The organism is Mesorhizobium sp. M5C.F.Ca.ET.164.01.1.1 (assembly GCF_004792125.1).
In the GTDB taxonomy this organism is placed as follows: Bacteria; Pseudomonadota; Alphaproteobacteria; order Rhizobiales; family Rhizobiaceae; genus Mesorhizobium; species Mesorhizobium wenxiniae.
The window spans coordinates 1139413-1161596 of sequence record NZ_SRTG01000001.1; the positions used below are offsets into that span (position 1 = coordinate 1139413).

Sequence of the window (22184 nt, forward strand, 5' to 3'; positions counted from 1 at the left end):
GCCGTCCTGCGGGCGGCCACGGGTTTCGTGGCCGGATGGAGGATCACATGAATGATTTGTTTTCTGCCTACTGGAGAGACACCGGCCGAAAGGCGGCTGAACAAGAAGCCGACTGGTTGCATCGGTCACCTTCCGGTTTCGGTCGACTGCTTGCGGCGGTCGCCATCATCGGGATTGCAGTATCCCTTGTCGATCATGCGGCGGTCAAAAGCCCGGCTGGGACCTTGGCCAACGGTTCGTCCCAACAAGGAAGATGAGAGATGAAATATGTTTGCCTCGTCTACGGTGAGGAAAAGGACCTTTATGCAATGAGCCCGGAGAGGTTGGCCAAGCTCGACGCCGACTCGCTGGCCTATGACAAATCGGTGGAGCAAAGCGGCCGGCTGATCATCGCCCAGGCGCTGCAATCGGTGAAGACCGCGAAAAGCGTGCGCCGGCGCAAGGGCAGGCGGCTGGTCACCGACGGCCCTTTCGCCGAGACCAAGGAGCAATTGCTCGGCTTCGTCATGATCGAGGCCGGGAATATCGACGAGGCGCTGGAGATTGCCGGCGGCATCCCTCTGGCCGAAATCGGCACGATCGAGGTCAGGGCGATCTACAACGTGCCGGGGTCCTAGAGATTATTCTGTTTTGCGTCCAGCTGAATCAGTTTCTTCTGCGGGCGCAACTTTTGCGTGTTGAAGCGAGGCGGCACTTCTCCTATCGTCGCTGCGGTTTGGGGATCACGGGCATGCATATACTGATTGCTGCAATTGGGCTGTTGGGAGCTGCGGCGTTCTGGTGGTATCGGATGAAGGCCATGAACGATGCGGCGCGCGAGGTCGCGGACGTCGTCGGCCGTGTGCAAGGGAACATTCGCCGCAAGAGACTGCGCAAGCAGGCGGCGCTCTCACCGCTGACGGCGATCGACGATCCGGTCGTGGCGGCCGCGACGCTGATCACCGCCATGGTTTCCGAGAACGGCCCTGTCCTGCCGCAGCGTGAAGCCGCGATTCGGTCGATGATTTCGGAGATTGCGGACGACAAGAAGACCGATGAGGCCGTGGTCTACGCCAAATGGGCGGCGTCACAGATCGACGATGCCACGATCGTCATCGACAAGCTGGCGCCGTTCCTGCGCGAACGTCTGGATGTGACTGAGCGAAACGATTTGCTGCAGATGGTGAACCGCGCGGCGCAGGCTGGCGAGCAACCCCTGAAGATATCCGACCAGCGGATACTGCGGCTGCGGCAGAAGCTGGGCTTCGAGGTCAATTGAACGAAATTGCCTGGCGCTCTATATTGGTTTGCTGCCTTTCCGGGCTCAGATCGCCTCGCCCTTGAGCAGCTTCGGCGTGTCGCCGGACAGACCGGACGCTTGGCGGATGAAGAAATCCTTCAGCCGCGGCATGCGTTCGACGAGGCCGAGGCCGATGTCGCGGACGGCGCGCAGCGGGCTGATGTCGTTGGAGAACAGCCGGTTCAGGACATCGGTGGTGATGCCCATCTGCAGCGTGTCGAAGCGCCGCCACTGCTGGTAGCGTTCGAGCACGTCGAGCGCACCGATATCCTGGCCGAGCCGGTCGGCCTCGACCACCACTTCAGCCAGTGCCGCCACATCCTTGAAGCCGAGATTGAGGCCCTGGCCGGCGATCGGGTGGATGCCGTGGGCGGCGTCGCCGGCGAGCGCAATGCGCGGCGCGACGAAGGCGCGGGCAAGCGTCAGGCCGAGCGGCCAGGCGCGCGGCCTGTCGGCGACGCGGATTTCGCCGAGCTTCAGGCCAAACCGCTGTTCGAGCTCGTGCTCGAAGACGAGGTCGTCGCCGTCGACCAGTTTTTCGGCATCTTCCGACCGCTCGACCCAGACGATCGACGAGCGGTTGGTCCCGTCCTTGTCCGGCTTGAGCGGCAGCGTGGCAAAGGGGCCCGCTGGCAGAAAATGCTCTTCGGCGCGGCCATTGTGCGGCCGTTCATGCGCCACGGTGCAGACGATGCCGGACTGGCCGTACTCCCATTTCACCGTCTTGATGCCGGCCATATCGCGCAGCTTCGAGTTCACGCCGTCGGCGGCGACCAGCAGCTGCGCCTTCAGCGTCGCGCCGTCGACAAGATGCACGGTGATGCCGGCGCCGTTCACGTCGAAGGCACTCACGGCGACGCCTTCGATGATGTCGATGCCTAGTGTTTCCGCGCGCCGGCGCAAGGCGCCGTTCAAATCCCGGTTGGCGACCATATGCGCAAAGGCTTCGCCGGGCGCGACCTCGCCATCGAAGGTGAGAAACACCGGGCGCACCGGATCGGAAGCGCGCGAATCGGTGACGATCATTTCGGTGATGGCCTGCGCTTCGGGCGCGATTTCGGCCCAGACGCCGAGCTGGTCGAGCATGCGGCAAGCGGCAGCGGCGATGGCCGAGGCGCGGCCGTCCTTTTGCCAGGCACCGGCGGGCGCGGCGTCGACGACAGCGACCGCCAGGCTCGGCCGCGCCTGTTTCAGCGATACGGCGGCGGCAAGGCCGACATAGCCGGCGCCGGCGACCAGAATGTCGAGCGCGGTTCGGTTTTTTGCATCCTCCTTGCGATCCACCATGGCAAATTCCTTTCCGGCCAAATTCCCTTCCGGCCTTGACTGCCCGTCATTCCTGTCGGAAACCGCCATACCACTTTTGCAGAGAGGGCGCGAAACATGACGGCGGCCATGGACGAGCTTCTCGGCATTCTCGACCTCGAGCAGCTGGAACACAACCTGTACCGTGGTCGCAGCCCCAAACTCGACTGGCAGCGCGTCTTCGGCGGCCAGACCATTGCCCAGGCGCTGGTCGCCGCCCAGCGAACGGTGGAGCCCGAACGCCACGTACATTCGCTGCACGGCTATTTCATGCGGCCCGGCGACACCAAGGTGCCGATCATCTACCAGGTCGACCGCATCCGCGACGGCGGCTCCTTCACCACGCGCCGTGTCGTGGCTGTCCAGCACGGCCAAGCGATCTTTTCGCTGGAAGCCTCGTTCCAGCAGGAAGAGGTCGGGCTCGAGCATCAGGTGCCGATGCCGCAGGACGTGCCGGCGCCCGACACATTGCTGTCGCAGCGCGAATTGATTGGCAAGTTCGGCGAGGCCGTGCCCGACGGCATCAGGCGCTACTGGGAGCGTGACCGGCCGATCGAGATGAAACCGGTGATGCTTGAGCATTACACCAGCCGGGAAAAGCTGGAGCCGAAGCAGAACATCTGGATCCGCACGACTGGCCCGGTTCCGGCCGATCGCGCCACGCAGGCGGCAGTGCTTGCCTATCTCTCCGACATGACGCTGCTCGATACCTCGACCTTTGCGCATGGCCGCGCCATTTTCGATAGCGACATCCAGGCGGCGAGCCTCGATCACGCCATGTGGTTCCACCGCAGCCATCCGCTCGACGACTGGATGCTCTACACGCAGGACAGCCCGTCGACGCAAGGATCGCGGGGGTTCACTCGCGGGTCGCTGTTTGCCCGCGACGGCACGTTGATCGCCTCGGTTGCCCAGGAGGGCCTGATCAGGCTGAAGCGGCCGCCCGCCGAATAGGCATTTTTGAAAAATTGCCTATTTTTTAATCAGCTGCGTTGTCGCGACTATGCAAAGTCAGCCGACAAACCTTCCCCCATCCCTTATTTAACAACAGGTTAACACCCTGCTTCGGCAACTGGCACGGAGCTTGAATCCTAGCGGGCACTCTCCGGCTCTCATGGGGATCGGCGACGTCGTACAAACGCGGGGGACCGCAACAGCAAAGGGTGAAACCTTATGAAAATCGTGATGGCAATCATCAAGCCGTTCAAGCTCGACGAGGTGCGCGAAGCGCTCACCGCAGTCGGCATCCAGGGCCTGACCGTCACCGAAGTCAAAGGCTACGGGCGTCAGAAGGGACACACGGAAATCTATCGCGGGGCGGAATACGCGGTCAGCTTCCTGCCGAAGATCAAGATCGAAGTCGCAGTCGGCCTGGACATGGTCGACAAGGCCGTCGAAGCCATCACCGCGGCGGCCAAGACCGGTCAGATCGGCGACGGCAAGATCTTCGTTTTCGGCATCGACCAGGCGGTGCGCATTCGCACCGGCGAAACAGACACCGACGCGCTTTGAGCTGCGGACACGTATTCCAATGGAGAGTTCAATGAATATTCCTTCTACTTTGAAGTCGGCGGCGCGCACCGCGCTGCTGGGCTCGCTCGCGATCGCAGCACTGGGCACGGTCGCCGCATTCGCGCAGGAAGCGGCTCCGGCCGCACCGGCAGCGCCAGCGGCGCCGGCCTTCACCGTCGACAAGGGCGACACGACCTGGATGATGATTTCCACCATCCTGGTGCTGTTGATGACCATTCCCGGCCTTGCCCTTTTCTACGGCGGCCTGGTTCGCGCCAAAAATATGCTGTCGGTGCTGATGCAGGTCTTCACCATCACCAGCGTGGTCATGATCGTCTGGGTCTTCTACGGCTACAGCCTTGCCTTCACCCCCGGCAACGCCTTCGTCGGCGGCCTTTCCAAGATGTTTCTTGCCGGTGTCGACGTGACGACGGTGTCGGAAACCTTCACCAAGGGCGTCGCCATTCCTGAGCTGGTGTTCGTCATCTTCCAGATGAGCTTCGCCTGCATCACGCCCGCCCTGATCGTCGGCGCCTTCGCCGAACGCGTCAAGTTCTCCGCCGTGATCCTTTTCACCATCCTCTGGGTCACCTTCGTCTACTTCCCGATCGCGCATATGGTCTGGTTCTGGGGTGGCCCGAGCGCTTACAGCGACCCGTCGGGGCTCATCTTCGGCTTCGGCGCCATCGACTTCGCCGGCGGCACTGTCGTTCACATTAATGCGGGCATCGCCGGCCTTGTCGGCGCGCTGATGATCGGCAAGCGCATCGGCTACAACAAGGACGTCATGGCGCCGCACTCGATGACGCTGACCATGGTCGGTGCTTCGCTGCTGTGGGTCGGCTGGTTCGGCTTCAACGCCGGTTCGAACCTCGAAGCCAACGCCTACGCGGTGCTGGCCATGGTCAACACCTTCGTCGCCACGGCGGCGGCGGCAGTGACCTGGATCGTGCTCGAAACGCTGCTGCGCGGCAAAGCGTCGATGCTTGGCGCGGTTTCGGGCGCGGTTACCGGCCTTGTCGCCGTCACACCCGCTGCCGGCTTTGCCGGACCGATGGGCGTCATCGTGCTCGGCATCGTCGCTACCTGCGTCTGCTACTTCTTCGTCTCGGTCGTGAAGAACAAGTTCGGCTACGACGACAGCCTCGATGTCTTCGGCATCCACTGCGTCGGCGGCATTATCGGCGCGCTCGGCACCGGCATCCTGGTCAACCCCGCCCTCGGCGGCGCTGGCATCGTCGATTATTCGACAGCCGACTTCGCCGCCGGCTATGCCGGCACGGCGACCCAGCTGTGGTCGCAGTTCAAGGGTGTCCTGGTAACCGTCCTGTGGTCGGGCATCGGCAGCGCCATCCTCTACAAGATCGTCGATATGATCGTAGGCTTGCGTCCGACAGCCGATGCAGAGCGTGAAGGGCTCGACCTCACCGCGCATGGCGAAGCGGCCTATCACCCGTAAGCCTTGCCACCCGTAAGTTTTGTCTGGGCGGCCTCGGCCGCCCTGCACCTCCCATCCCGTCGTGACGCTCCTGCAAGGGCTCACGCATTGAGGCCCGGACCCGTTCCGGGCCTCTTTTTTGCGCGCAGATGGCCAAGCCAGATACCAGCCGCAAGATACTTCCCCCAACCCCTTATAGTTAATGCTGCCTTAACCTTCCCGCCGATAGTCTGGAGCCCGAATCTGCCGAGCTGCGCGCACGCTATCGGCCAGGCAACGACAGACGGGGAAGAGCATGCGTTCAGGGGCTTCAGCACCGCTCGCGCTGGCCGATACGGGGTACGGCATCCGGGCGTTCGCGCGGCGTCAGGTCGGCCGGCTGGTCGGTGCCGGCCTGTTTGCGCTGGTCGCCTTCGGTATCGCCAGCCTCGCCACCTGGAACGTCGCCGACCCAAGCTTCTCCCACGCCACCGATAATATCGTCAGCAACGCCATGGGCTATGTGGGCGCTGTCTTCTCCGACCTTGCCATGCAGTTCTTCGGCCTTGCTGCCGTCGCGGCGCTGGTACCGGCGGTGGTCTGGGGATTTCTGCTGTTTTCGGCGCGCGGCGTCGACAGGCTGCCGAAGCGCGGGCTCGCCTGGTTTGGCTACGCGGTGTTGGCCGCGGCCATCGCCGGCTGCGTGGTGCCCCCCAAGACCTGGCCGCTGCCGACCGGTCTCGGCGGCGTGTTCGGCGACATGGTGCTCAAGATTCCCGGCCTCGTCGTCGGCGGCTACCCGACCGGTCTCATCGCCAGCGTGCTCGCCGTGCTTCTCGCCACGCCGGCACTGTGGCTGTTTGCCTACGGCTCGGCGCTGATTGCACGCCAGAACGGTTTCGCGGTCCTGGAGCAACCGGCTGCGCCCGATCCCCGGGACCAGGACGACCTGCTTTTCGACAATGACGAGGACGAGGGCGACGAGGGCATTCTGGCGCTTGGCGCGATCACGCACTGGTGGCTGTCGTTGCGCGCCTATCTCCGCCGCCGTGCCGCGCGCCGCCGGGAGCACGATAACTTCGAACCGGAGATGGAACCGCGCGCCAGCGCCTGGCGGCGCGCTGCCGAGCGGGTCGAATCGGCCGAATTTGCCGAATCGCGGATGAGTGCCGATGGCCGGGCCCGCGTCGAGCCGGAATTCTTCGCCGCCATGGTCAACGACCGCAGCGCCTCGCTCGATCCCGACGACGCCGATGTTTTTGACGATGACGACGACATGGATTTTGCGCCGGAGCCCGTGGGCCAGCGCAGCACTGCGCCCAATGCGAAGGTGCAGCCGTTCCGCTCCGACGCGGCCACCCGCGTCGCGGCACCGGCGCCCCGGCCCGTTCCGGGCGCCCGTGTCCAGCGCGAAGCCCAGACGTCGCTGATCGGCTCCGAACAATTCGAAATGCCGTCACTGCATTTCCTGTCCGAGCCGAAGAACGTCGTGCGCGATGCGAGCCTGTCCAAGGACGCGCTGGAGCAGAATGCCCGCCTGCTCGAGGGCGTGCTGGAGGATTTCGGCGTCAAGGGCGAGATCATCCATGTCCGCCCGGGCCCCGTCGTCACGCTTTATGAGCTGGAGCCGGCGCCCGGCATCAAGTCGTCGCGGGTCATCGGCCTGTCCGACGACATCGCCCGCTCGATGAGCGCGATCGCCTGCCGCGTCGCCGTGGTGCCGGGCCGCAACGCCATCGGCATCGAGCTGCCGAACGCCAAGCGCGAGACCGTCTATCTCAGGGAAATCATGGCCAGCCGCGATTTCGAGACCACCAAGGCCAAGCTCGCGCTGGCGCTAGGCAAGACCATCAATGGCGAGGCGGTCATCGTCGACATCGCCAAGATGCCGCACGTGCTGGTCGCCGGCACCACCGGTTCGGGCAAGTCGGTCGCCATCAACACTATGATCCTGTCACTGCTCTACCGGCTGACGCCGCAGGACTGCCGGCTGATCATGATCGACCCGAAAATGCTGGAGCTCTCGGTCTATGACGGCATCCCGCATCTTTTGACGCCTGTCGTCACCGATCCGAAGAAGGCGGTGGTGGCGCTGAAATGGACCGTGCGCGAGATGGAGGACCGCTACCGCAAAATGTCCAAGGTCGGCGTCCGCAACATCGACGGTTTCAACGCGCGGGTGCAGCAGGCGGAGAAGAAAGGCGAGAAAATCTCGCGCACCGTGCAGACCGGCTTTGACCGCCAGACCGGCGAAGCGATCTACGAGACCGAAAACCTCGATCTCGAGCCGATGCCCTACATCGTCGTCATCATCGACGAGATGGCCGATTTGATGATGGTCGCCGGCAAGGACATCGAAGGCGCGGTGCAGCGCCTTGCGCAGATGGCGCGCGCCGCCGGCATCCACGTCATCATGGCGACGCAGCGGCCGTCGGTCGACGTCATCACCGGCACGATCAAGGCCAACTTCCCGACCCGCATCTCCTTCCAGGTGACGTCGAAGATCGACAGCCGCACCATACTGGGCGAGCAGGGCGCCGAACAGCTGCTTGGCATGGGCGACATGCTCTACATGGCCGGCGGCGGCCGCATCCAGCGCGTACACGGCCCCTTCGTTTCCGATGACGAGGTCGAGAAGATCGTCGCGCATCTGAAGCTGCAGGGCGTGCCGGAATATCTCGATGCCATTACCGAGGATGACGACGAGGACGGCGACGAGCCGTCGGGCAAAGGGGGGTCGGGCGGTGGCGGCGGCAATTTCGAGGATTCCGACGATCCCTACGACCAGGCGGTTGCGGTGGTGCTGCGCGACGGCAAGGCCTCGACCAGCTACATCCAGCGCCGGCTCGGCATCGGCTACAACCGCGCCGCCTCGATCATCGAGAAGATGGAGAAGGAAGGCATTGTCGGCCCGGCCAACCATGCCGGAAAACGCGAGATTCTGGTGCCGACGGAGGACGACAAGTTCTGATCCGACCGGCAAGAACCATGGGATTTGCCCGGCTGCAAGGTCGACGGCGGCAACTATGACCCTTCTGGCGCGTTTGCAACGACCAAGCGCTGTTAGGCCGCCAAATTTAAGCCCAACTGGGGGGCCAAACACTGCGACAACAGATAAACCAGACGAGAGTGACCGGCATGAAAAACTCTTCTTTCGCCACGATCAGCGATTTTGCCCCGACCCGCCGCCAGCTGCTTGGCCTCGGCCTGGTCCTGGCAGGTGCTGCGGCCATCAACGTCGTTCCCGGGGTCCAGTTGCTGGCGTCGGCGCAAGCGGCGGTGCCACCCACCGCGCAGAAGATCGCCGACCATTTTTCCTCGGTCAAATCGATGACCGGCGAATTCGTACAGTTCGGACCCAAGGGCGAGCAGACCGGCGGCAAGTTCTTTCTGGAACGGCCGGGCAAGATTCGCTTCAACTATGACGGGGCATCGAATTTCAAGGTGATTTCCGACGGCAAGTCGGTGGTCATCCTCAACAAACGGCTGAAAACGTCCGATCTCTACCCACTGTCGAAGACGCCACTCAAGCTGCTGCTCGACACCAAGATCGACCTCTCCGGCGGCCGCGTCAAAAGCGTCAAGGAAGAGAACGACGTCACCACAATTCAACTCGCCGACAAATCGGTGTTCGGCAGTTCGAAGATCACCATGATGTTCGATCCGAAAACCTACGAATTGCGCCAATGGACGATCACCGATGCGCAAGGCAAGGACACGACGGTGATGATCTTCAACGTCAGGGAAGGCGTGAGCTTCGCCCCCGACACCTTTGCCATCGACTATACGGCGAACCGCGAGCTGAACACCAAGTCGCGGTAGGGTCCGCTGTTATTCAGGTGAGGCCGGCCTGCGAATGGCGGTTTCCTGCGCTTACTACAGCGCCGCGCGCCTTCTTGGGCGCGCAAAGGACGCTGTAGAAATCTGATTTTGCGCATGACCTTTCCGAAATCAAATTCGATTTCGGAACCATGCGCGGGCTCACGTACTTTAAGTACGCTCCGCTCCGGTTCTCGGAATCCGCCATTCTCGACTCGGCCTGACCTGAATCTCAGCGAATCCTGGTGCCAGCCCAGGCCGCGCTTCGGCTTGTTTTTGGCGCGCGCGGCTGGCAGATTCCGGCCCGACTCTTTCATGCGCGCATGACTCGCCAGTGGCGTTCACCTCCGGCGGCCATACGCTGTCCCGGATCCCGTGCATGCCCTTTTCCATCGCCACCTGGAACATCAATTCCGTCCGCTTGCGCATGCCGATCGTCGAACGCCTGCTGGTCGAACAGGCACCGGACGTGCTCTGCCTGCAGGAAACCAAAGTTCCCGACGAACTGTTTCCCGAGAAGGCCTTTCGCAAGCTCGGCTACGAGCATATCGCCTTCCACGGCCAGAAGGGCTATCACGGCGTGGCGACGGTGGCGCGCCGGCCGATCGCGATTGTCGAAAAGCGCCGCTTCTGCGAGATCGAGGACTGCCGGCATCTGTCGGTCACCGTGCGGGCCGGCGGCAGGGCGATCCTGCTGCACAATTTCTACGTTCCGGCCGGCGGCGACGAGCCCGATCCGATCATCAGCCGCAAGTTCAAGCACAAGCTCGATTTCGTCGCCGAAATGAACGCCATCCGTGCCGAGCACGACGACGTGTCCGGCTCAGTCCTGGTCGGCGACCTCAACATCGCGCCGCTCGAGCACGATGTCTGGTCGCACAAGCAGCTCCTGAAGGTGGTCAGCCATACGCCGGTCGAGACGGAAAGTTTCGAGGCGATGCGGCTCGCCGGCGACTGGGTCGACCTGATGCGGCTCAACGTGCCTTATGAGCAGAAGCTCTACACCTGGTGGAGCTATCGCGCGCAGGATTGGGAAGCGTCGGATCGCGGCCGGCGGCTCGACCATGTCTGGTCGTCGCCAAACCTGGTGCCGAGCTTTGCCGGCTACGAGATCCTGCGGCCGGCGCGCGGCTGGGAACGGCCGTCGGATCATGTGCCGGTCATAGCGCGGTTCGACCTGGATTAGGTGTATCGATATTCAGATGAGGCCGGCCTGCGAATGGTGGTTTCCTGCGCTTACTACAGCGCCGCGCGCCTTCTTGGGCGCGCAAAGGACGCCGTAGAACTCTGATTTTGCGCATGACCTTTCCGAAATCAAATTCGATTTCGGAACCATGCGCGGCTCACGTACCCAAAAGTACGCCCCGCTCCGGTTCTCGGATCCCACCATTCTCGGCTCGGCCTGATCTGAATCTCGATACACCTCAGCCTTGCCGCCCTGGTTCGATAGCTTTCACGAGTCATGGGTTGCGAGAGCGAGTTGAAAAGCATCCGGGTTCAGTTGTCGAAACGCGGCGCCAACTCCTCGATGCGGCGGATCATTGCCAGAAACTCCTCGGAGATGCGCTGGTGCAGATGGACGGCGATATCGGGATATTCCTCCAGGATGCGGTGGAACATCTTGCGGCTGAGCCGCAGCACTTCCGAATCGATCTCGGCGGATGCGCTGGTCAGCCGGTTGGTGTCGGCGATCAGCGCCAGTTCGCTCAGCATCGTACCGGGGCCGGCCGTGCCTATCGGGACGCGGGGGCCATCCTGCTCGCGATACAGCACGATGCGCCCGCTGACGACGATATAGGCGCAATCGGCCTCGTCGTCCTCGCGGTAAAGCTTGTGGTCGGCCTGCAGCTTGGTGGTTTCCGCGCCAAAGGCGAGCAGACGCAACTGTTCCTCCGTGAAGCCCTCGAAGAGCCTCACGGCGGACAGGATGCGGATGTCGTCATCCAACGCCATCTAGCTGTGTCCCCGAACGCTCAGTCCAATCCCTCCCTTACAGCGCCGAGCCTCCCTTTGGACGCGCAAAGGACGCTCTAAACGCTTTGAAATCGACGCACCGTGCTTTCCAAAAAATCGATTCCGATTTTTGGTCCGATGCGTCAGCGAGTTCGATCCAGAACCACCTCCAGTCTCAGGATCGTACCCGAAAGCGGCCCCTGCCCCGACCGCTGATTGAATGATTAAATGTTTAAGGAACCAGCTTGTAGCCGCCGCTTTCTGTCACAAGAATTTCTGCGTTAGAAGGATCGCGCTCGATCTTCTGGCGCAGCCGATAGACATGGGTTTCCAGCGTGTGCGTGGTGACGCCGGAATTGTAGCCCCAGACTTCCTCGAGCAGCACGTCCCGCGTCACCACCTTCTGGTCGGCGCGGTAGAGATACTTGATGATCGAGGCTTCCTTTTCGGTCAGCCGCACCTTGGCGCCGCGCTGGTCGATCAGAAGCTTCTGGCTGGGCTTGAAAGTGTAGGGGCCGACCGAAAAGGTGGCGTCTTCGCTCTGCTCATGCTGGCGAAGCTGGGCACGGATGCGGGCCAGGAGAACCGCGAAGCGGAACGGCTTGACCACATAGTCGTTGGCGCCGGCTTCGAGGCCGAGAATGGTGTCGGTATCGGTGTCGTGTCCCGTCAGCATGATGATGGGCGACTTATAGCCGCCCTTGCGCAGTATCTTCACTGCCTCGCGGCCATCCATATCGGGGAGGCCGACATCCATGATGAGCAGATCGATGAGGCCGCCGCGGGCCGTGGCGACACCTTTGGCGGCAGTTGATTCCTGCAGGACGTCGAATTCCTCATAGAGAGACAATTGCTCGACGAGCGTGCCGCGCAGGTCGTCATCGTCATCGACGATCAGAATGGTGCGTGAAGTCATGGATCAATCCGTTGTTTTGAAAAGAAAATTCAGTTGACCGCTGCCTGTTTATGCGGAAGCTGACCGACACAACAGCCGATCACAATGATTTGTTCCGTGGCACGATCATACAAGAAAAAACGCGCGTGCAATGAGGCGAGCGCATTTTTGCGAAAAGGGCTTCGTGTTCTCACGGTGCGCGCCAGGCCCGGCCACGCCAGCCAGGGGCTTCTGCAGGCTGGCAATCTGGTGTTTTCATGTTCGCTGGGACGCGGCGGCATATCGGCCGGCAAACGCGAAGGCGATGGCGCCACGCCGCTTGGGTCGATGCGGGTCCTGTCGGGATATTTCCGTAACGATCATTTTACCGGCGGCCGCAAAACCCGGCTGGCGATGACGCCGATCGGTCGCGATCTCGGCTGGTGCGAAGTGCCTGAGGACCGCAACTACAACCGTCCGGTCAAGATTCCCTATGGCGCCAGCCACGAGCGGATGCTGCGCACCGACCGGCTCTATGATGCCTGCCTGGTGCTCGACTGGAACATTTCGCCGCGTCGCCGCGGGCGCGGCAGCGCCATCTTCTTTCATCTGGCGCGCCCCGGCTTCACGCCGACGCAAGGCTGCGTCGCCGTGACGGCACGCACGATGGCGCGGCTGCTGCCGCTGCTGTCGGACCGCACGGTGATGAGGGTGGTGAGGTAGGGGAATAGGGGAATAGGGGAATAGGGGAATAGGGGAATAGGGGAAAAAGAAAGTGTCAGTAGAGTTGCGCAGGCGCGCCGCCTACCTTTAGCTCCCCTACTCCCCTAGGTCCGCGGCCTCTGCCAGCCGATGTCGAGCAGCCCCAATCGGCCGAGTTCCCGGTCCATCGCGCGCGCGACATCCTTGCGTTCGGCGCCGATGTCGCGCAATTGGCGGTCCGAAAGATCCTCGACTTTCTCATGCGGGAGGTTGACCGCAATCTTGGCGTGGCGGAGCCATTCGAGCACTGGACGCAGCCAGATCGGCTTGGCGGCTGCAGGCCTCAAAACGATGTAGGACATGACACGGTCCCTTTCATCCGGGCTTCAAATCCGGTTTGATGTTGTTTCGATGGTCACATCATGACGGATTGAAATCAAAGTGGGAAACGAGTAGTTTTTTCCCAATCATCAAATTTCATTTGAGGATCAAGTACGATGGTTCGCGCCAGCTTCACGCCACTCTGATGGCTCGCCTGCTGCCGGGAACCCGTGCACTGAGGACGCTGGAGGCGGCGGCCCGGCACCTCAATTTCACCCGCGCCGCAGATGAGCTCGGCCTGACGCCGGCTGCGGTCAGCCACCAGATCAAGGAAATCGAGGATCAGCTCGGCATCGTGCTGTTCACGCGCACCAGCCGCACGATCCGGCTGACGGAGGCGGGCGCGGTGCTGTTCGAAGCGTCGACCGACGCGCTCGACCTGCTTGGCCGGGCCGTCTCACGGGCGCACAAGATGGCGCGTGGAACGGCGCTGCTGAAAGTGACCCTCGACGCCCAGTTCGCGACAAAATGGCTAATGCGGCGCGTCGACGATTTTCGCAAGCAGCGGCCGGGCATCGAGCTCCGCTTCGACATTGCCTCCGAATTGCGCGATTTCGACCTGGACGACGTCGATGTCGGCATCCGATTCGGCGCGGGAAAATATCCGGGCCTTTGCACCCACCGGCTGTTCGACAACATCATCATCCCTGTGTGCAGCCCCAGCCTGCTGGCCTCGGGCCCGCCGCTGCGCGAGCCGCGCGATCTCTTCCATCACACGCTCGCTCATATCGAGTGGGCGCGACAAGGCGTGACTTGGCCGAATTGGCGCATGTGGATGGCGGCGGCCGGCGTCGACGATTTTGACGACAGGCGGACGATCGTGTTCGGCACCTCGACCGACGCCGTTCAGGCCGCGCTCGACGGCAATGCCGTCGCGCTCGCCGATTTTGCCATGGTGGCAAACGATCTTTCCGAGGGCCGGCTGATCCGGCCCTTCGAACTTGGCATCAGGGTTCCGCCCGACTTCGCCTATCATCTGGTCTATCCCATCGGATCGGCCAACGACGCCAGGATCGAGGCGTTCAGGGATTGGCTCCTGAACGAAGTTCACAACCCGCAGCCGGACCCGACGCCTGGATGAGCTTCGCTCTGCGTGATCAGCCGGCGGTCGTCGACCTAGAGCGGTTCATCGTTTCACGGAAACGCCGAACCGCTCTATCTCTTTGTTTTTGCGCAATTCCGGACGGAAAACCGTTCACACTTTTCCTGGAATTGCTCTATTCGTGGCGGCAGGGTCAGCCCGCGACGTCTGCTCCGAACCAGCCGATCACCGCGCCGATGATGAGCAGCACGCCGAGCCAGTGGCCGCAGTCTATGATGGTCAGGTCCCAGCCGAACCCTTCGTAGCGATGATTGACGGATAACGTCGTGGCGACGAATCCGAGCCAGAGAACGAAGCCGAAGACGAGCCCGGCAACGAGGCTCGGTTCGCCACCGGTCATCGCTCCGATGAGCAGGGACATGACGAACGCCATGACAAGTTCCGCGACGAAGCTGATGACGAAGGGCAACGGCGATTTACTCATGGTCGCCGGATCAAGCTTGGCGGCCTTGAGCCACGGCTTGCTCAGGCCCATGTACCATGCAGCGCCGAACAACCACGCCACCACGGCGGCGACGATCACCGCCAGCCAGTTCACTGCTGAAAAATCCATGATTCCCTCCCGAAAGCATGTCGCCCAAAAGTGCCCAGCGGTTTTGGGACAACCACTGCGTACTCTCAAAATCGATGCGTGATGGAACCCCCGTTCGGCGATGCCGTCAAGCAAACCGCCAGACGGTCGTGCGCTTGACCAGGGCATCTTCCAGCGCCCGGGTTACCGCCACCTCATAGACGGCAAGCGGCTCCAGTCCTGCTTGCGGCATATAGGAACGGCCGGGATCGCCGACGATAATGTCGGCGCCGCGCGCCTTCAGCGTCGCGAACCATGGCATCAGCCGGTCGGCGAAGGATTTGTCGTAGAAGACGTCGCCGGCCAGAACCACATCCCAGCCCGCATCGGCTCCGATGCAGTCCGAGCCGAGGAACTTTATCCCGACATCATTGGCCTCGGCGTTGAGGCGGATCGCGGTCGCGCAGAACGGGTCGATGTCGGCGGCAATCACCTCTGCCGCGCCGGCCTTGGCCGCGGCAATGGCGACAAGGCCGGAACCGGAGGCAAAGTCGAGCACGCGCTTGCCCTGCACATCAGACGGATTGTTGAGGATATAGCGGGCAAGGCCTTGGCCGCCGGCCCAGGCGAAAGCCCAGAAGGGCGGCGGCAGGCCGATTTCGGCCAGTTCGTCCTCGGTCCGCTGCCACAGATCATGCGCTTCGTCGGCCAGATGCAGCAGGATCTCCGGCACATGCGGCGGCGCCATCAGCGCCGTGTTGTCGAGGATGAAGTTTTTCGCGCTGTTTGGCGTCAGCGCTGTCACGGAGCCGGCGTCAGGCCGCCCATGCGGCAGACCTCTTTCCATTCGGCCGGCGTCACCGGCTGCACGGAAAGCCGTCCGAGCCGGACCAGTGCCATCTCGGCAAGCTTGGGATTGGCCTTGACCTGTTCCAGCGTCACCGGTTTCGGCATATCCTTGACGGCGCGGATATCGACGCATTCCCAGCGCGGATCGTCGGTAGTCGTGTCCTGATGCGCCAGCGCGCAGACCTCGGCGATGCCGACCACATCGAGCCCGTCATTGGAGTGGTAGAAGAAGCCGAGGTCGCCGATCTGCATCGCCTTCATGTTGTTGCGCGCCGCATAGTTGCGCACGCCGTCCCATTGCGTGCCGGCCTTGCCCTTCGCCTTCAGCGCTTCGAAGGAGAAGACCGACGGCTCCGATTTGAACAGCCAATAGCTCATTGTTTTTGCTCCTCCTGGCGGCTGGAGATCAGCTACAGCGCCGCGCGTCTTTCAGACGCGCAAAGGACGCTGTAGCGCACTTTAATTTTGCGCATGATCCTTTCCGAAAATCGATTCCGATTTTCGGGGTCATGCGCTCGCCGGCTTGTTGAAGGTCCAATTCCATTGCCGGATTTCGACGCTTTCGAACAACCCGGCTTTGGCGTAGGGGTCTGCCGCCGACAGCGCTTGTGCTGCGGCCAGATCGGGCGCCTCGACCACGACGAGGCTGCCGTTCGGCTTGCCGTCGGCGTCGAGGAACGGACCGGCGAAAGCCAGCTTCTTCTCGCCGTGCAATCCTTCCAGGAAGGCAACATGCTCTGGCCGCGTATCGAGCCGCACCTGCAGGTTTCCAGGCTTGTCCTTGCAAATCAACGCAAACAGCATCTTCCATCTCCGGATCGTTCGAATTACACGTCGGTTTCGGTCTTCAGCGGCCTTGTCATCAGCGCCGACACAGCCTGGCGGATGGTGATCGTGCCGTCCAGTATGGCGGCGACGGCGGTGATGATCGGCGCGTCGATCTTGCGCTCGGCGGCAATGCGGGCGGCGATCGCCGCCGTCGGCACGCCTTCGGCCAATGACAGGCCGGCAAGTGGCTTGCCTTGTCCCAGCGCCAGCCCGTAGGCGAAATTACGCGACTGGGCGGACGAGCAGGTGAGCAGCAGGTCGCCGAGGCCGGAAAGTCCCATCAGCGTTTCCGGCCTGGCGCCGAAGACAGCACCGATGCGGCGCAATTCGACGAAGCCGCGCGTCACCATGGCGGCCTGAGCGCTGGCGCCGAGCCCGGCGCCGGTGACGGCGCCGGCGGCAATGGCGAAGACGTTCTTCAGCGCGCCGCCGATCTCGACGCCGATGAGATCGTCGCTCGAATAGCAGCGCAGGTTTTGCGCCGAGAAGCGGGCGGCCAGGTCGGCCGCCAGATCCTCGCCGCGGGCGGCGACCACCACGGCCGTCGGCAGGCCTCTGGCGACGTCGGTGGCGAAGCTTGGGCCGGACAGGGCGGCGACCGGATTTTCAGGCAGGATCTCTCTAGCGATGGCCGACAGCAGCGCGCCGGTGTCGCGCTCGATGCCCTTGGCGCAGAGAACCAGCGGGGCGCCTTTCGGCATATGGGTTTTCGCGGTGGCCAGCATGGCGCGAAGCGACTGCGCCGGCGCCACCGCCAGAACGCAGTCGGCGCCGTCGAGCGCGGCCTCGATGTCGCTCGTTGCCACGATGCCGGGCTGGAGCGCGATGCCCGGCAGATAGCGCGGATTTTCGCCACGGTCGATCGCGGCGACGGTCTCCGGGTCGCGCGCATAGAGGCGGACGAAATGACCGGCTCGCAGCATGGCCAGCGCCAGCGCCGTGCCCCAGGCACCGCCGCCGAGCACGGCAATGCGCCAACCGCTTGGCGCCTTGTGCCCGCTACCGGTCATGCCTTGGCTCCGCGCCGGCCCGAGCCGACCATCGGGGTTGAGATACTGTCCAGCGGCCAGCGCGAGCGCGGCACGAAATCGGCGGCGTTCTCACCCGCGATGCCGACGCGCAGCCGTTCGATGCCGGCCCAGGCGATCATCGCCGCATTGTCGGTGCAGAGTTTGAGCGGCGGTGCGACGAAAGCAAAGCCGGCTTTCTCGCATAGGGCTTCGAGTGTCGCCTTGATCGTCCGGTTGGCAGCGACGCCGCCGGCGACGACGAGCGCAGGCTCCATCTCGCGTGGAAACTCCTGACGGAATCGGTTCAGCGCCCTCGAAACACGATCGTCCAGCGCATCAGCCACCGCCGCCTGGAACGAGGCGCAGATGTCGGCGACGTCCTGGTCGCTCAACGGGGCAATGGCCGTTGCTGCCTGGCGCACGGCGGTCTTCAGCCCGGAAAAGGAGAAATCGGGCTGCGCCGATCCCTTCATCGGCCGCGGGAAGGCGAAGCGTGCGGCGTCGCCGGTCGCCGCCGCCTTCTCGACATTCGGCCCGCCGGGGTAGGGCAGGCCGAGCATCTTGGCCGTCTTGTCGAAGGCTTCGCCGAGCGCATCGTCGATGGTTGTCGCCCAGCGCTGATAGTCGCCAACGCCACGCACCGCGACGATCTGCGTGTGGCCGCCGGACACCAGCAGCAACAGGTAGGGAAAATCGAGCCCGTCGGTCAGCCGCGCGGTCAGCGCGTGGCCTTCGAGATGGTTGACGGCGATCAGCGGCTTGTTCGCCGCGGCGGCGATTGCCTTGGCCGTCATCAGCCCGACGATCAGCCCGCCGACCAGGCCGGGGCCGGCAGTCGCGGCAATCGCGTCGATGTCGGCGAGTTCGACGCCTGAATCGGCGAGCGCTGCCTGGATGATGCCGTCCAGCGCCTCGACATGCGCGCGCGCGGCGATTTCCGGCACGACGCCGCCGAAGGCGGCATGCTCCTCGATCTGGCTAAGCACGATATCGGACAGGATTTTCGGCGCGCCGCCGCCGTCCAGCGCCACCACGCTCGCGGCGGTCTCGTCGCAACTCGTCTCAATGCCCAGAACGCGGATCAATTCGTCGCTATCCCCAGAGATTGTGCAACCAGTCTTTCCCCGTTAGGAGGAAGCCGGAAAACGGCCTCAATCTGCCGGGGGTTATCACGGACGGCGCGCCATGCAAACAACCTTGAAAATCGGAACACGCGGCAGCCCGCTGGCGCTAGCGCAGGCGCATGAAACGCAGGCGCGACTGATGGCCGCGCACGGCATGCCGGTTGAGGCATTTGAAGTGGTCGTCATCTCGACCAGCGGCGACCGCATCCAGGACCGGCCGCTGTCGGAAGCCGGCGGCAAGGGCCTGTTCACCAAGGAGATCGAGGAAGCGCTGCTGGCGCGCCGTATCGACATCGCCGTGCATTCGTCGAAGGACATGCCGACGGTGTTGCCCGACGGGCTGGAACTGTCCGCCTTCCTGCCACGCGAGGACGCCCGCGACGCTTTCGTCGGCAAGGCGGCGAAAACGATCGCCGGATTGCCGCACGGCGCAAAGGTCGGTTCGTCGTCGCTGCGGCGCCAGGCGCTGATCCGGCGGATGCGGCCGGACCTCGATGTGGTGATGTTCCGCGGCAATGTGCAGACGCGGCTGCGCAAGCTCGACGAGGGCGTTGCCGACGGCACCATCCTTGCCTATGCCGGGCTGAAGCGGCTCGGGCTCGAAAATGTCATCACCGACCTGATGCCGCTCGACACCTTTCCGCCGGCGCCGGGGCAGGGCGCGATCTGCATCGAAAGTCGCATCGGCGACCTTGATGTGGAAAAGATGCTGACGGCGATCCATGACGTGCCGACCGGACAGGCGCTGGCCTGCGAACGCGCTTTCCTGGCAGCGCTCGACGGGTCGTGCCGCACGCCGATCGCCGGCCATGCGACGATATCAGGCGGAACGGTTTTCTTTGCCGGCCTGATAATCTCGCCGGACGGTACGCAGTCCCATGAGGTCAAGGCGGAAGGCCCGGTGCAGGATGCCGCCCAGATCGGCGAGGATGCCGCCAGGACCGTACGGGCCAAGGCCGGCGAAAAATTCTTCGACGGCTGGGCCTGACATGGTTCGTGTCCTGGTGACGAGGCCGGAACCGGGCGCCTCGCGCACGGCGCAGCGGCTTTTGGACCAGGGTTTTCAGCCGATCCTGCTGCCATTGACCGAAACGGTCGCTCTGCCGGTCGATGCGGACGGGGTCGCAAACAATGCCGTGGCCGTTGCCGTCACCAGCGCCAATGCCGTGCGCCACGCGCCGAAAGAAATCATCGCAGCGCTCGCCGGCTTGCCCTGCCATGCCGTCGGGAAAAGGACCGCGGAAGCGGCCCACACTGCGGGATTCTTCTCCGTCGGCGAAGGCCCCGGCGATGCCCAGGCGCTGGCGGATGCGCTTGCCGGCGGCTACGCCGGACAGACCATCGTCTATCTGTGCGGGCGCGTGCGGTTATCGGGTTTCGAGCAGCGGCTGCAGGCGGCAGGCGTTCACGTCCGCACCGTCGAGACTTATGATACCGTCGCGCTGGACTGTTCCGACGAAGCCGTTCTTGCGCGCTTGTCCGGCCTGCCGGTCGAGGCGGTGCTGCTCTATTCGGCCAACGCGGCCACAGCGATGCAGGCACTGGCCGGCCGGCCGGCGCTGCTTGGCGTTTTTGAGAGGACAATTTTTTTCGCCTTGTCGGCGCGCATTGCCGCGGCGTTGGACGATGTCGCCGGCGACAGGATCCGGATAGCGCCTGAGCCCAGCGAAGATGCGCTGCTGGGCCTTTTGCAGGCGCGGCGCTGAACCGGCGCCTGCCGCTGCTGCCTGCCCGTCCCGGGCGTCAGCGCTGGGGCGACTGCCTGGATCGGCATGTTTGTTCTTGCTTTGTGCTGGCAGCTGTGCTAAGAAAATGCCTGTCGTGCCCATTCGCGACGACGACCCGCCGCCAAGGCGGGTTTTTTGTTTCTGATCTCCCTGAAGCGCAGATACGGCCCCTGCGGCGTTTTGCCAAAACTGACCTCGAAGCCACGGGCGTCATCACGCCGCCCCTTTTCACCGCTCGGTGATGTGCTAGACCCTTTCTGAACCATCCCGAAGCGAAATTTGCGGAGCCCAAGCATGGTCAAGACGCCGAAGATGCGGCATTCGAAAAGCCGTCGTGAGCCGGTGACCATCGAGCTAGAACCCGGCGCCGTCTCGCGCGTTGCCGACGAGGATGCCGCCAACGGTCGGACCGACGAGGCGAAGGCGGAGGAAGCGGCAAACGCGTCGCAGCCGGAAGCGCCTGATGAACCCGTGCATGCCGATCAGACCGATATCGAGCCGTGGGAACATGCCGACGCGGCCCCGCCGGCCGGCTCGGAAGAGCCGGCAGAGGGCGGCGCCAAAGGTGCCGAAGGACCCAAACCGACTTATCCGGCCGGTTCGGAGGCGTCGGCGAACCGGGCCTTCGACTACAGTTTCGACGACGCATCCGCCAAAGCCAGCGGGACGGGGACCAGCAGCGGGACCGATGAAGCGCCGAAAGAAACCCAGACAGGGAATGAATACATGGCGCAGCCGAAGCGTGGCGGCATCAACGGCATCGCTGCCGGCATTATCGGCGGCGTCATCGCGCTCGCCGCCGCCGGAGGGCTGCAGTTTGCCGGCTTGCTCGGCGCGCCAGGGGCTGGCGATGTCTCCTCGGGCGGCGTATCGCTCGATGGCATCAATGGCGAAATCGCTTCGCTAAAGAGCGAGATCGCCGGGCTCAAGGATACAGCCGGCAACAATGATGCATCGGCCAAGGTGGACGGGCTGTCGTCGGCCCTGGATCAGGTCAAGACGGACGTCGCTGCGCTGAAATCGGCGGTCGAGCAGGGCGGAGCAGGCGACACTGCCGGGCTTGCGGCACTTGGCGACAAGGTCAGGCAGATCGAGACGGCGGTCGCTGCCCTTGGCCAGGCCGGCAACACGGCGCCGGTCGATCTCGGCCCGCTCAACGAAAAGGTGGCCGGGCTCGACGCACTGGTGAAATCCGCCGGCGAGACGGCGACGGCACAGGACGGCCGGCTTGCGGCGCTGGAACAGTCGGTGTCGCAGCTTTCCGGCAAGGTCGAGGCACAGGCGGCGCAACCGAAGATCGCGCTCGCCATTGCCGCATCGGCGCTGAAGGCAGCACTCGACCGCGGTGCGCCATTCGCTGCCGAACTCGAAACCTTTGCGGCGATTTCACCCGACGCGCCGGAGCTCGCGACCTTGCGTAGCTACGCCGAGAAGGGCGTTCCGACCCGGGCTGAGATCGCCGCCGAAATGCCCGCCGCGGCCAATGCCATGGTCGCCGCCTCCGAGCCCGTCGACCAGAATGCCGGCTTCCTGCAAAACCTGCTGTCGAGCGCCGAATCGCTGGTCAAGGTCCGGCCGATCGGTGTCGTCGAAGGCGTCGGGGCACCGGAAACCGTCGCCCGCATGGAAGTGGCGGTCAACCAGGGCGACTACGCCAAGGCGCTCAGCGAATACGATACGCTGCCCGAGGCGGTGAAGGCCGCCGGCGCCGAATTTGCCGGCAAACTGAAGGCGCGGACCGAAGTCGAGACGCAGATCGAGGCGCTGATCGCCAGTGCGATGAAGGCGTGA

24 protein-coding genes are annotated in these 22184 nt (G+C 63.7%); 14 read left to right on the forward strand and 10 right to left on the reverse strand.

Going from position 1 to position 22184, the window contains the following annotated elements:
- The first annotated feature begins 47 nt into the window (after positions 1-47).
- The 3 genes from EN807_RS05465 (at position 48) to EN807_RS05475 (ending at position 1258) form a co-directional block, all read left to right on the forward strand.
- The gene (locus EN807_RS05465) at positions 48-257 is read left to right on the forward strand and encodes a hypothetical protein (protein ID WP_135934170.1); all 210 of its coding nucleotides are present in this window, start codon (positions 48-50) and stop codon (positions 255-257) included.
- A 3-nt stretch (positions 258-260) separates the two neighbouring features.
- Positions 261-617, forward strand: a complete 357-nt coding sequence (locus EN807_RS05470; RefSeq protein ID WP_135934171.1) for a YciI family protein — start codon at positions 261-263, stop codon at positions 615-617.
- Positions 618-730: 113 nt separating this feature from the next.
- Positions 731-1258 (forward strand): hypothetical protein, encoded by a 528-nt coding sequence (locus EN807_RS05475; protein WP_135935792.1) that lies wholly within the window; start codon positions 731-733, stop codon positions 1256-1258.
- Positions 1259-1303: 45 nt separating this feature from the next.
- On the opposite strand, the gene EN807_RS05480 is transcribed toward EN807_RS05475, so the two are convergent.
- The gene (locus EN807_RS05480; protein WP_135934172.1) at positions 1304-2566 is read right to left on the reverse strand and encodes a ubiquinone biosynthesis hydroxylase; all 1263 of its coding nucleotides are present in this window, start codon (positions 2564-2566) and stop codon (positions 1304-1306) included.
- A gap of 96 nt (positions 2567-2662) precedes the next feature.
- On the opposite strand from EN807_RS05480, the gene tesB reads away from it, so the two are divergent.
- The 6 genes from tesB (at position 2663) to EN807_RS05510 (ending at position 10518) form a co-directional block, all read left to right on the forward strand.
- On the forward strand, positions 2663-3538 hold the full coding sequence (gene tesB / locus EN807_RS05485; protein WP_123148825.1) for an acyl-CoA thioesterase II: 876 nt from the start codon (positions 2663-2665) through the stop codon (positions 3536-3538).
- Positions 3539-3757: 219 nt separating this feature from the next.
- Positions 3758-4096, forward strand: coding sequence for a P-II family nitrogen regulator (locus EN807_RS05490; protein WP_023800571.1), 339 nt, complete (start codon positions 3758-3760; stop codon positions 4094-4096).
- A gap of 31 nt (positions 4097-4127) precedes the next feature.
- Positions 4128-5555, forward strand: coding sequence for an ammonium transporter (locus EN807_RS05495; protein WP_135934173.1), 1428 nt, complete (start codon positions 4128-4130; stop codon positions 5553-5555).
- Between the two features lie 274 nt (positions 5556-5829).
- The gene (locus EN807_RS05500; protein WP_135934174.1) at positions 5830-8484 is read left to right on the forward strand and encodes a DNA translocase FtsK; all 2655 of its coding nucleotides are present in this window, start codon (positions 5830-5832) and stop codon (positions 8482-8484) included.
- A 167-nt stretch (positions 8485-8651) separates the two neighbouring features.
- On the forward strand, positions 8652-9335 hold the full coding sequence (locus EN807_RS05505; protein ID WP_135934175.1) for an outer membrane lipoprotein carrier protein LolA: 684 nt from the start codon (positions 8652-8654) through the stop codon (positions 9333-9335).
- A 376-nt stretch (positions 9336-9711) separates the two neighbouring features.
- Positions 9712-10518 (forward strand): exodeoxyribonuclease III, encoded by an 807-nt coding sequence (locus EN807_RS05510; RefSeq protein ID WP_135934176.1) that lies wholly within the window; start codon positions 9712-9714, stop codon positions 10516-10518.
- A gap of 311 nt (positions 10519-10829) precedes the next feature.
- Here EN807_RS05510 and EN807_RS05515 read toward each other — a convergent pair whose 3' ends face one another.
- Positions 10830-11285 carry a cyclic nucleotide-binding domain-containing protein gene (locus EN807_RS05515; RefSeq protein ID WP_135934177.1) on the reverse strand — a complete coding sequence of 152 codons (456 nt, stop codon included), beginning with the start codon at positions 11283-11285 and terminating at the stop codon, positions 10830-10832.
- A 232-nt stretch (positions 11286-11517) separates the two neighbouring features.
- Positions 11518-12201: a response regulator transcription factor gene (locus EN807_RS05520; RefSeq protein WP_135934178.1), complete on the reverse strand. Its 684-nt coding sequence runs from the start codon at positions 12199-12201 to the stop codon at positions 11518-11520.
- A gap of 84 nt (positions 12202-12285) precedes the next feature.
- Here EN807_RS05520 and EN807_RS05525 point away from each other — a divergent pair, with 84 nt between their 5' ends.
- Entirely contained in the window at positions 12286-12882 is a 597-nt protein-coding gene (locus EN807_RS05525; protein WP_135934179.1) for a L,D-transpeptidase, read from the forward strand.
- A gap of 104 nt (positions 12883-12986) precedes the next feature.
- Here EN807_RS05525 and EN807_RS05530 read toward each other — a convergent pair whose 3' ends face one another.
- Positions 12987-13223: a hypothetical protein gene (locus EN807_RS05530; protein ID WP_135934180.1), complete on the reverse strand. Its 237-nt coding sequence runs from the start codon at positions 13221-13223 to the stop codon at positions 12987-12989.
- A 164-nt stretch (positions 13224-13387) separates the two neighbouring features.
- On the opposite strand from EN807_RS05530, the gene gcvA reads away from it, so the two are divergent.
- Entirely contained in the window at positions 13388-14323 is a 936-nt protein-coding gene (gene gcvA, locus EN807_RS05535; RefSeq protein WP_135934181.1) for a transcriptional regulator GcvA, read from the forward strand.
- A 154-nt stretch (positions 14324-14477) separates the two neighbouring features.
- Here the strand turns inward: gcvA and EN807_RS05540 are convergent, their stop codons facing one another.
- From EN807_RS05540 to tsaD, 6 genes are all read right to left on the reverse strand, one after another.
- Entirely contained in the window at positions 14478-14897 is a 420-nt protein-coding gene (locus tag EN807_RS05540) for a DUF1761 domain-containing protein (protein ID WP_135934182.1), read from the reverse strand.
- 106 nt (positions 14898-15003) lie between these two features.
- The gene (locus EN807_RS05545; protein ID WP_240992822.1) at positions 15004-15603 is read right to left on the reverse strand and encodes a methyltransferase; all 600 of its coding nucleotides are present in this window, start codon (positions 15601-15603) and stop codon (positions 15004-15006) included.
- 53 nt (positions 15604-15656) lie between these two features.
- Positions 15657-16082, reverse strand: coding sequence for an EVE domain-containing protein (locus EN807_RS05550; protein ID WP_135934184.1), 426 nt, complete (start codon positions 16080-16082; stop codon positions 15657-15659).
- 129 nt (positions 16083-16211) lie between these two features.
- Positions 16212-16508, reverse strand: a complete 297-nt coding sequence (locus tag EN807_RS05555) for a YciI-like protein (RefSeq protein ID WP_135934185.1) — start codon at positions 16506-16508, stop codon at positions 16212-16214.
- Between the two features lie 23 nt (positions 16509-16531).
- Entirely contained in the window at positions 16532-17542 is a 1011-nt protein-coding gene (locus EN807_RS05560) for an NAD(P)H-dependent glycerol-3-phosphate dehydrogenase (protein ID WP_135934186.1), read from the reverse strand.
- Positions 17539-18624 (reverse strand): tRNA (adenosine(37)-N6)-threonylcarbamoyltransferase complex transferase subunit TsaD, encoded by a 1086-nt coding sequence (tsaD, locus tag EN807_RS05565; RefSeq protein ID WP_189522451.1) that lies wholly within the window; start codon positions 18622-18624, stop codon positions 17539-17541. Before tsaD ends, EN807_RS05560 begins: the two co-directional genes overlap by 4 nt.
- Positions 18625-18727: 103 nt before the next feature.
- Here tsaD and hemC point away from each other — a divergent pair, with 103 nt between their 5' ends.
- From hemC to EN807_RS05580, 3 genes are all read left to right on the forward strand, one after another.
- Complete coding sequence (gene hemC, locus EN807_RS05570; RefSeq protein WP_127319487.1) at positions 18728-19654, forward strand: hydroxymethylbilane synthase; 927 nt, start codon at positions 18728-18730, stop codon at positions 19652-19654.
- Position 19655: 1 nt separating this feature from the next.
- Complete coding sequence (locus tag EN807_RS05575) at positions 19656-20372, forward strand: uroporphyrinogen-III synthase (RefSeq protein ID WP_135934188.1); 717 nt, start codon at positions 19656-19658, stop codon at positions 20370-20372.
- A 315-nt stretch (positions 20373-20687) separates the two neighbouring features.
- A complete protein-coding gene (locus EN807_RS05580; protein ID WP_135934189.1) occupies positions 20688-22184 on the forward strand; it encodes a COG4223 family protein in 1497 nt (498 codons plus the stop codon).

Bases quoted from the DNA above. Each gene is read 5' to 3' on its own strand.
- EN807_RS05465 (WP_135934170.1), top strand. From the start codon at position 48: ATGAATGATTTGTTTTCTGCCTACTGGAGAGACACCGGCCGAAAGGCG.
- EN807_RS05470 (WP_135934171.1), top strand. From the start codon at position 261: ATGAAATATGTTTGCCTCGTCTACGGTGAGGAAAAGGACCTTTATGCA.
- EN807_RS05475 (WP_135935792.1), top strand. From the start codon at position 731: ATGCATATACTGATTGCTGCAATTGGGCTGTTGGGAGCTGCGGCGTTC.
- EN807_RS05480 (WP_135934172.1), bottom strand. From the start codon at position 2,566: ATGGTGGATCGCAAGGAGGATGCAAAAAACCGAACCGCGCTCGACATT.
- tesB (WP_123148825.1), top strand. From the start codon at position 2,663: ATGACGGCGGCCATGGACGAGCTTCTCGGCATTCTCGACCTCGAGCAG.
- EN807_RS05490 (WP_023800571.1), top strand. From the start codon at position 3,758: ATGAAAATCGTGATGGCAATCATCAAGCCGTTCAAGCTCGACGAGGTG.
- EN807_RS05495 (WP_135934173.1), top strand. From the start codon at position 4,128: ATGAATATTCCTTCTACTTTGAAGTCGGCGGCGCGCACCGCGCTGCTG.
- EN807_RS05500 (WP_135934174.1), top strand. From the start codon at position 5,830: ATGCGTTCAGGGGCTTCAGCACCGCTCGCGCTGGCCGATACGGGGTAC.
- EN807_RS05505 (WP_135934175.1), top strand. From the start codon at position 8,652: ATGAAAAACTCTTCTTTCGCCACGATCAGCGATTTTGCCCCGACCCGC.
- EN807_RS05510 (WP_135934176.1), top strand. From the start codon at position 9,712: ATGCCCTTTTCCATCGCCACCTGGAACATCAATTCCGTCCGCTTGCGC.
- EN807_RS05515 (WP_135934177.1), bottom strand. From the start codon at position 11,285: ATGGCGTTGGATGACGACATCCGCATCCTGTCCGCCGTGAGGCTCTTC.
- EN807_RS05520 (WP_135934178.1), bottom strand. From the start codon at position 12,201: ATGACTTCACGCACCATTCTGATCGTCGATGACGATGACGACCTGCGC.
- EN807_RS05525 (WP_135934179.1), top strand. From the start codon at position 12,286: ATGATTTGTTCCGTGGCACGATCATACAAGAAAAAACGCGCGTGCAAT.
- EN807_RS05530 (WP_135934180.1), bottom strand. From the start codon at position 13,223: ATGTCCTACATCGTTTTGAGGCCTGCAGCCGCCAAGCCGATCTGGCTG.
- gcvA (WP_135934181.1), top strand. From the start codon at position 13,388: ATGGCTCGCCTGCTGCCGGGAACCCGTGCACTGAGGACGCTGGAGGCG.
- EN807_RS05540 (WP_135934182.1), bottom strand. From the start codon at position 14,897: ATGGATTTTTCAGCAGTGAACTGGCTGGCGGTGATCGTCGCCGCCGTG.
- EN807_RS05545 (WP_240992822.1), bottom strand. From the start codon at position 15,603: ATGGCGCCGCCGCATGTGCCGGAGATCCTGCTGCATCTGGCCGACGAA.
- EN807_RS05550 (WP_135934184.1), bottom strand. From the start codon at position 16,082: ATGAGCTATTGGCTGTTCAAATCGGAGCCGTCGGTCTTCTCCTTCGAA.
- EN807_RS05555 (WP_135934185.1), bottom strand. From the start codon at position 16,508: ATGCTGTTTGCGTTGATTTGCAAGGACAAGCCTGGAAACCTGCAGGTG.
- EN807_RS05560 (WP_135934186.1), bottom strand. From the start codon at position 17,542: ATGACCGGTAGCGGGCACAAGGCGCCAAGCGGTTGGCGCATTGCCGTG.
- hemC (WP_127319487.1), top strand. From the start codon at position 18,728: ATGCAAACAACCTTGAAAATCGGAACACGCGGCAGCCCGCTGGCGCTA.
- EN807_RS05575 (WP_135934188.1), top strand. From the start codon at position 19,656: ATGGTTCGTGTCCTGGTGACGAGGCCGGAACCGGGCGCCTCGCGCACG.
- EN807_RS05580 (WP_135934189.1), top strand. From the start codon at position 20,688: ATGGTCAAGACGCCGAAGATGCGGCATTCGAAAAGCCGTCGTGAGCCG.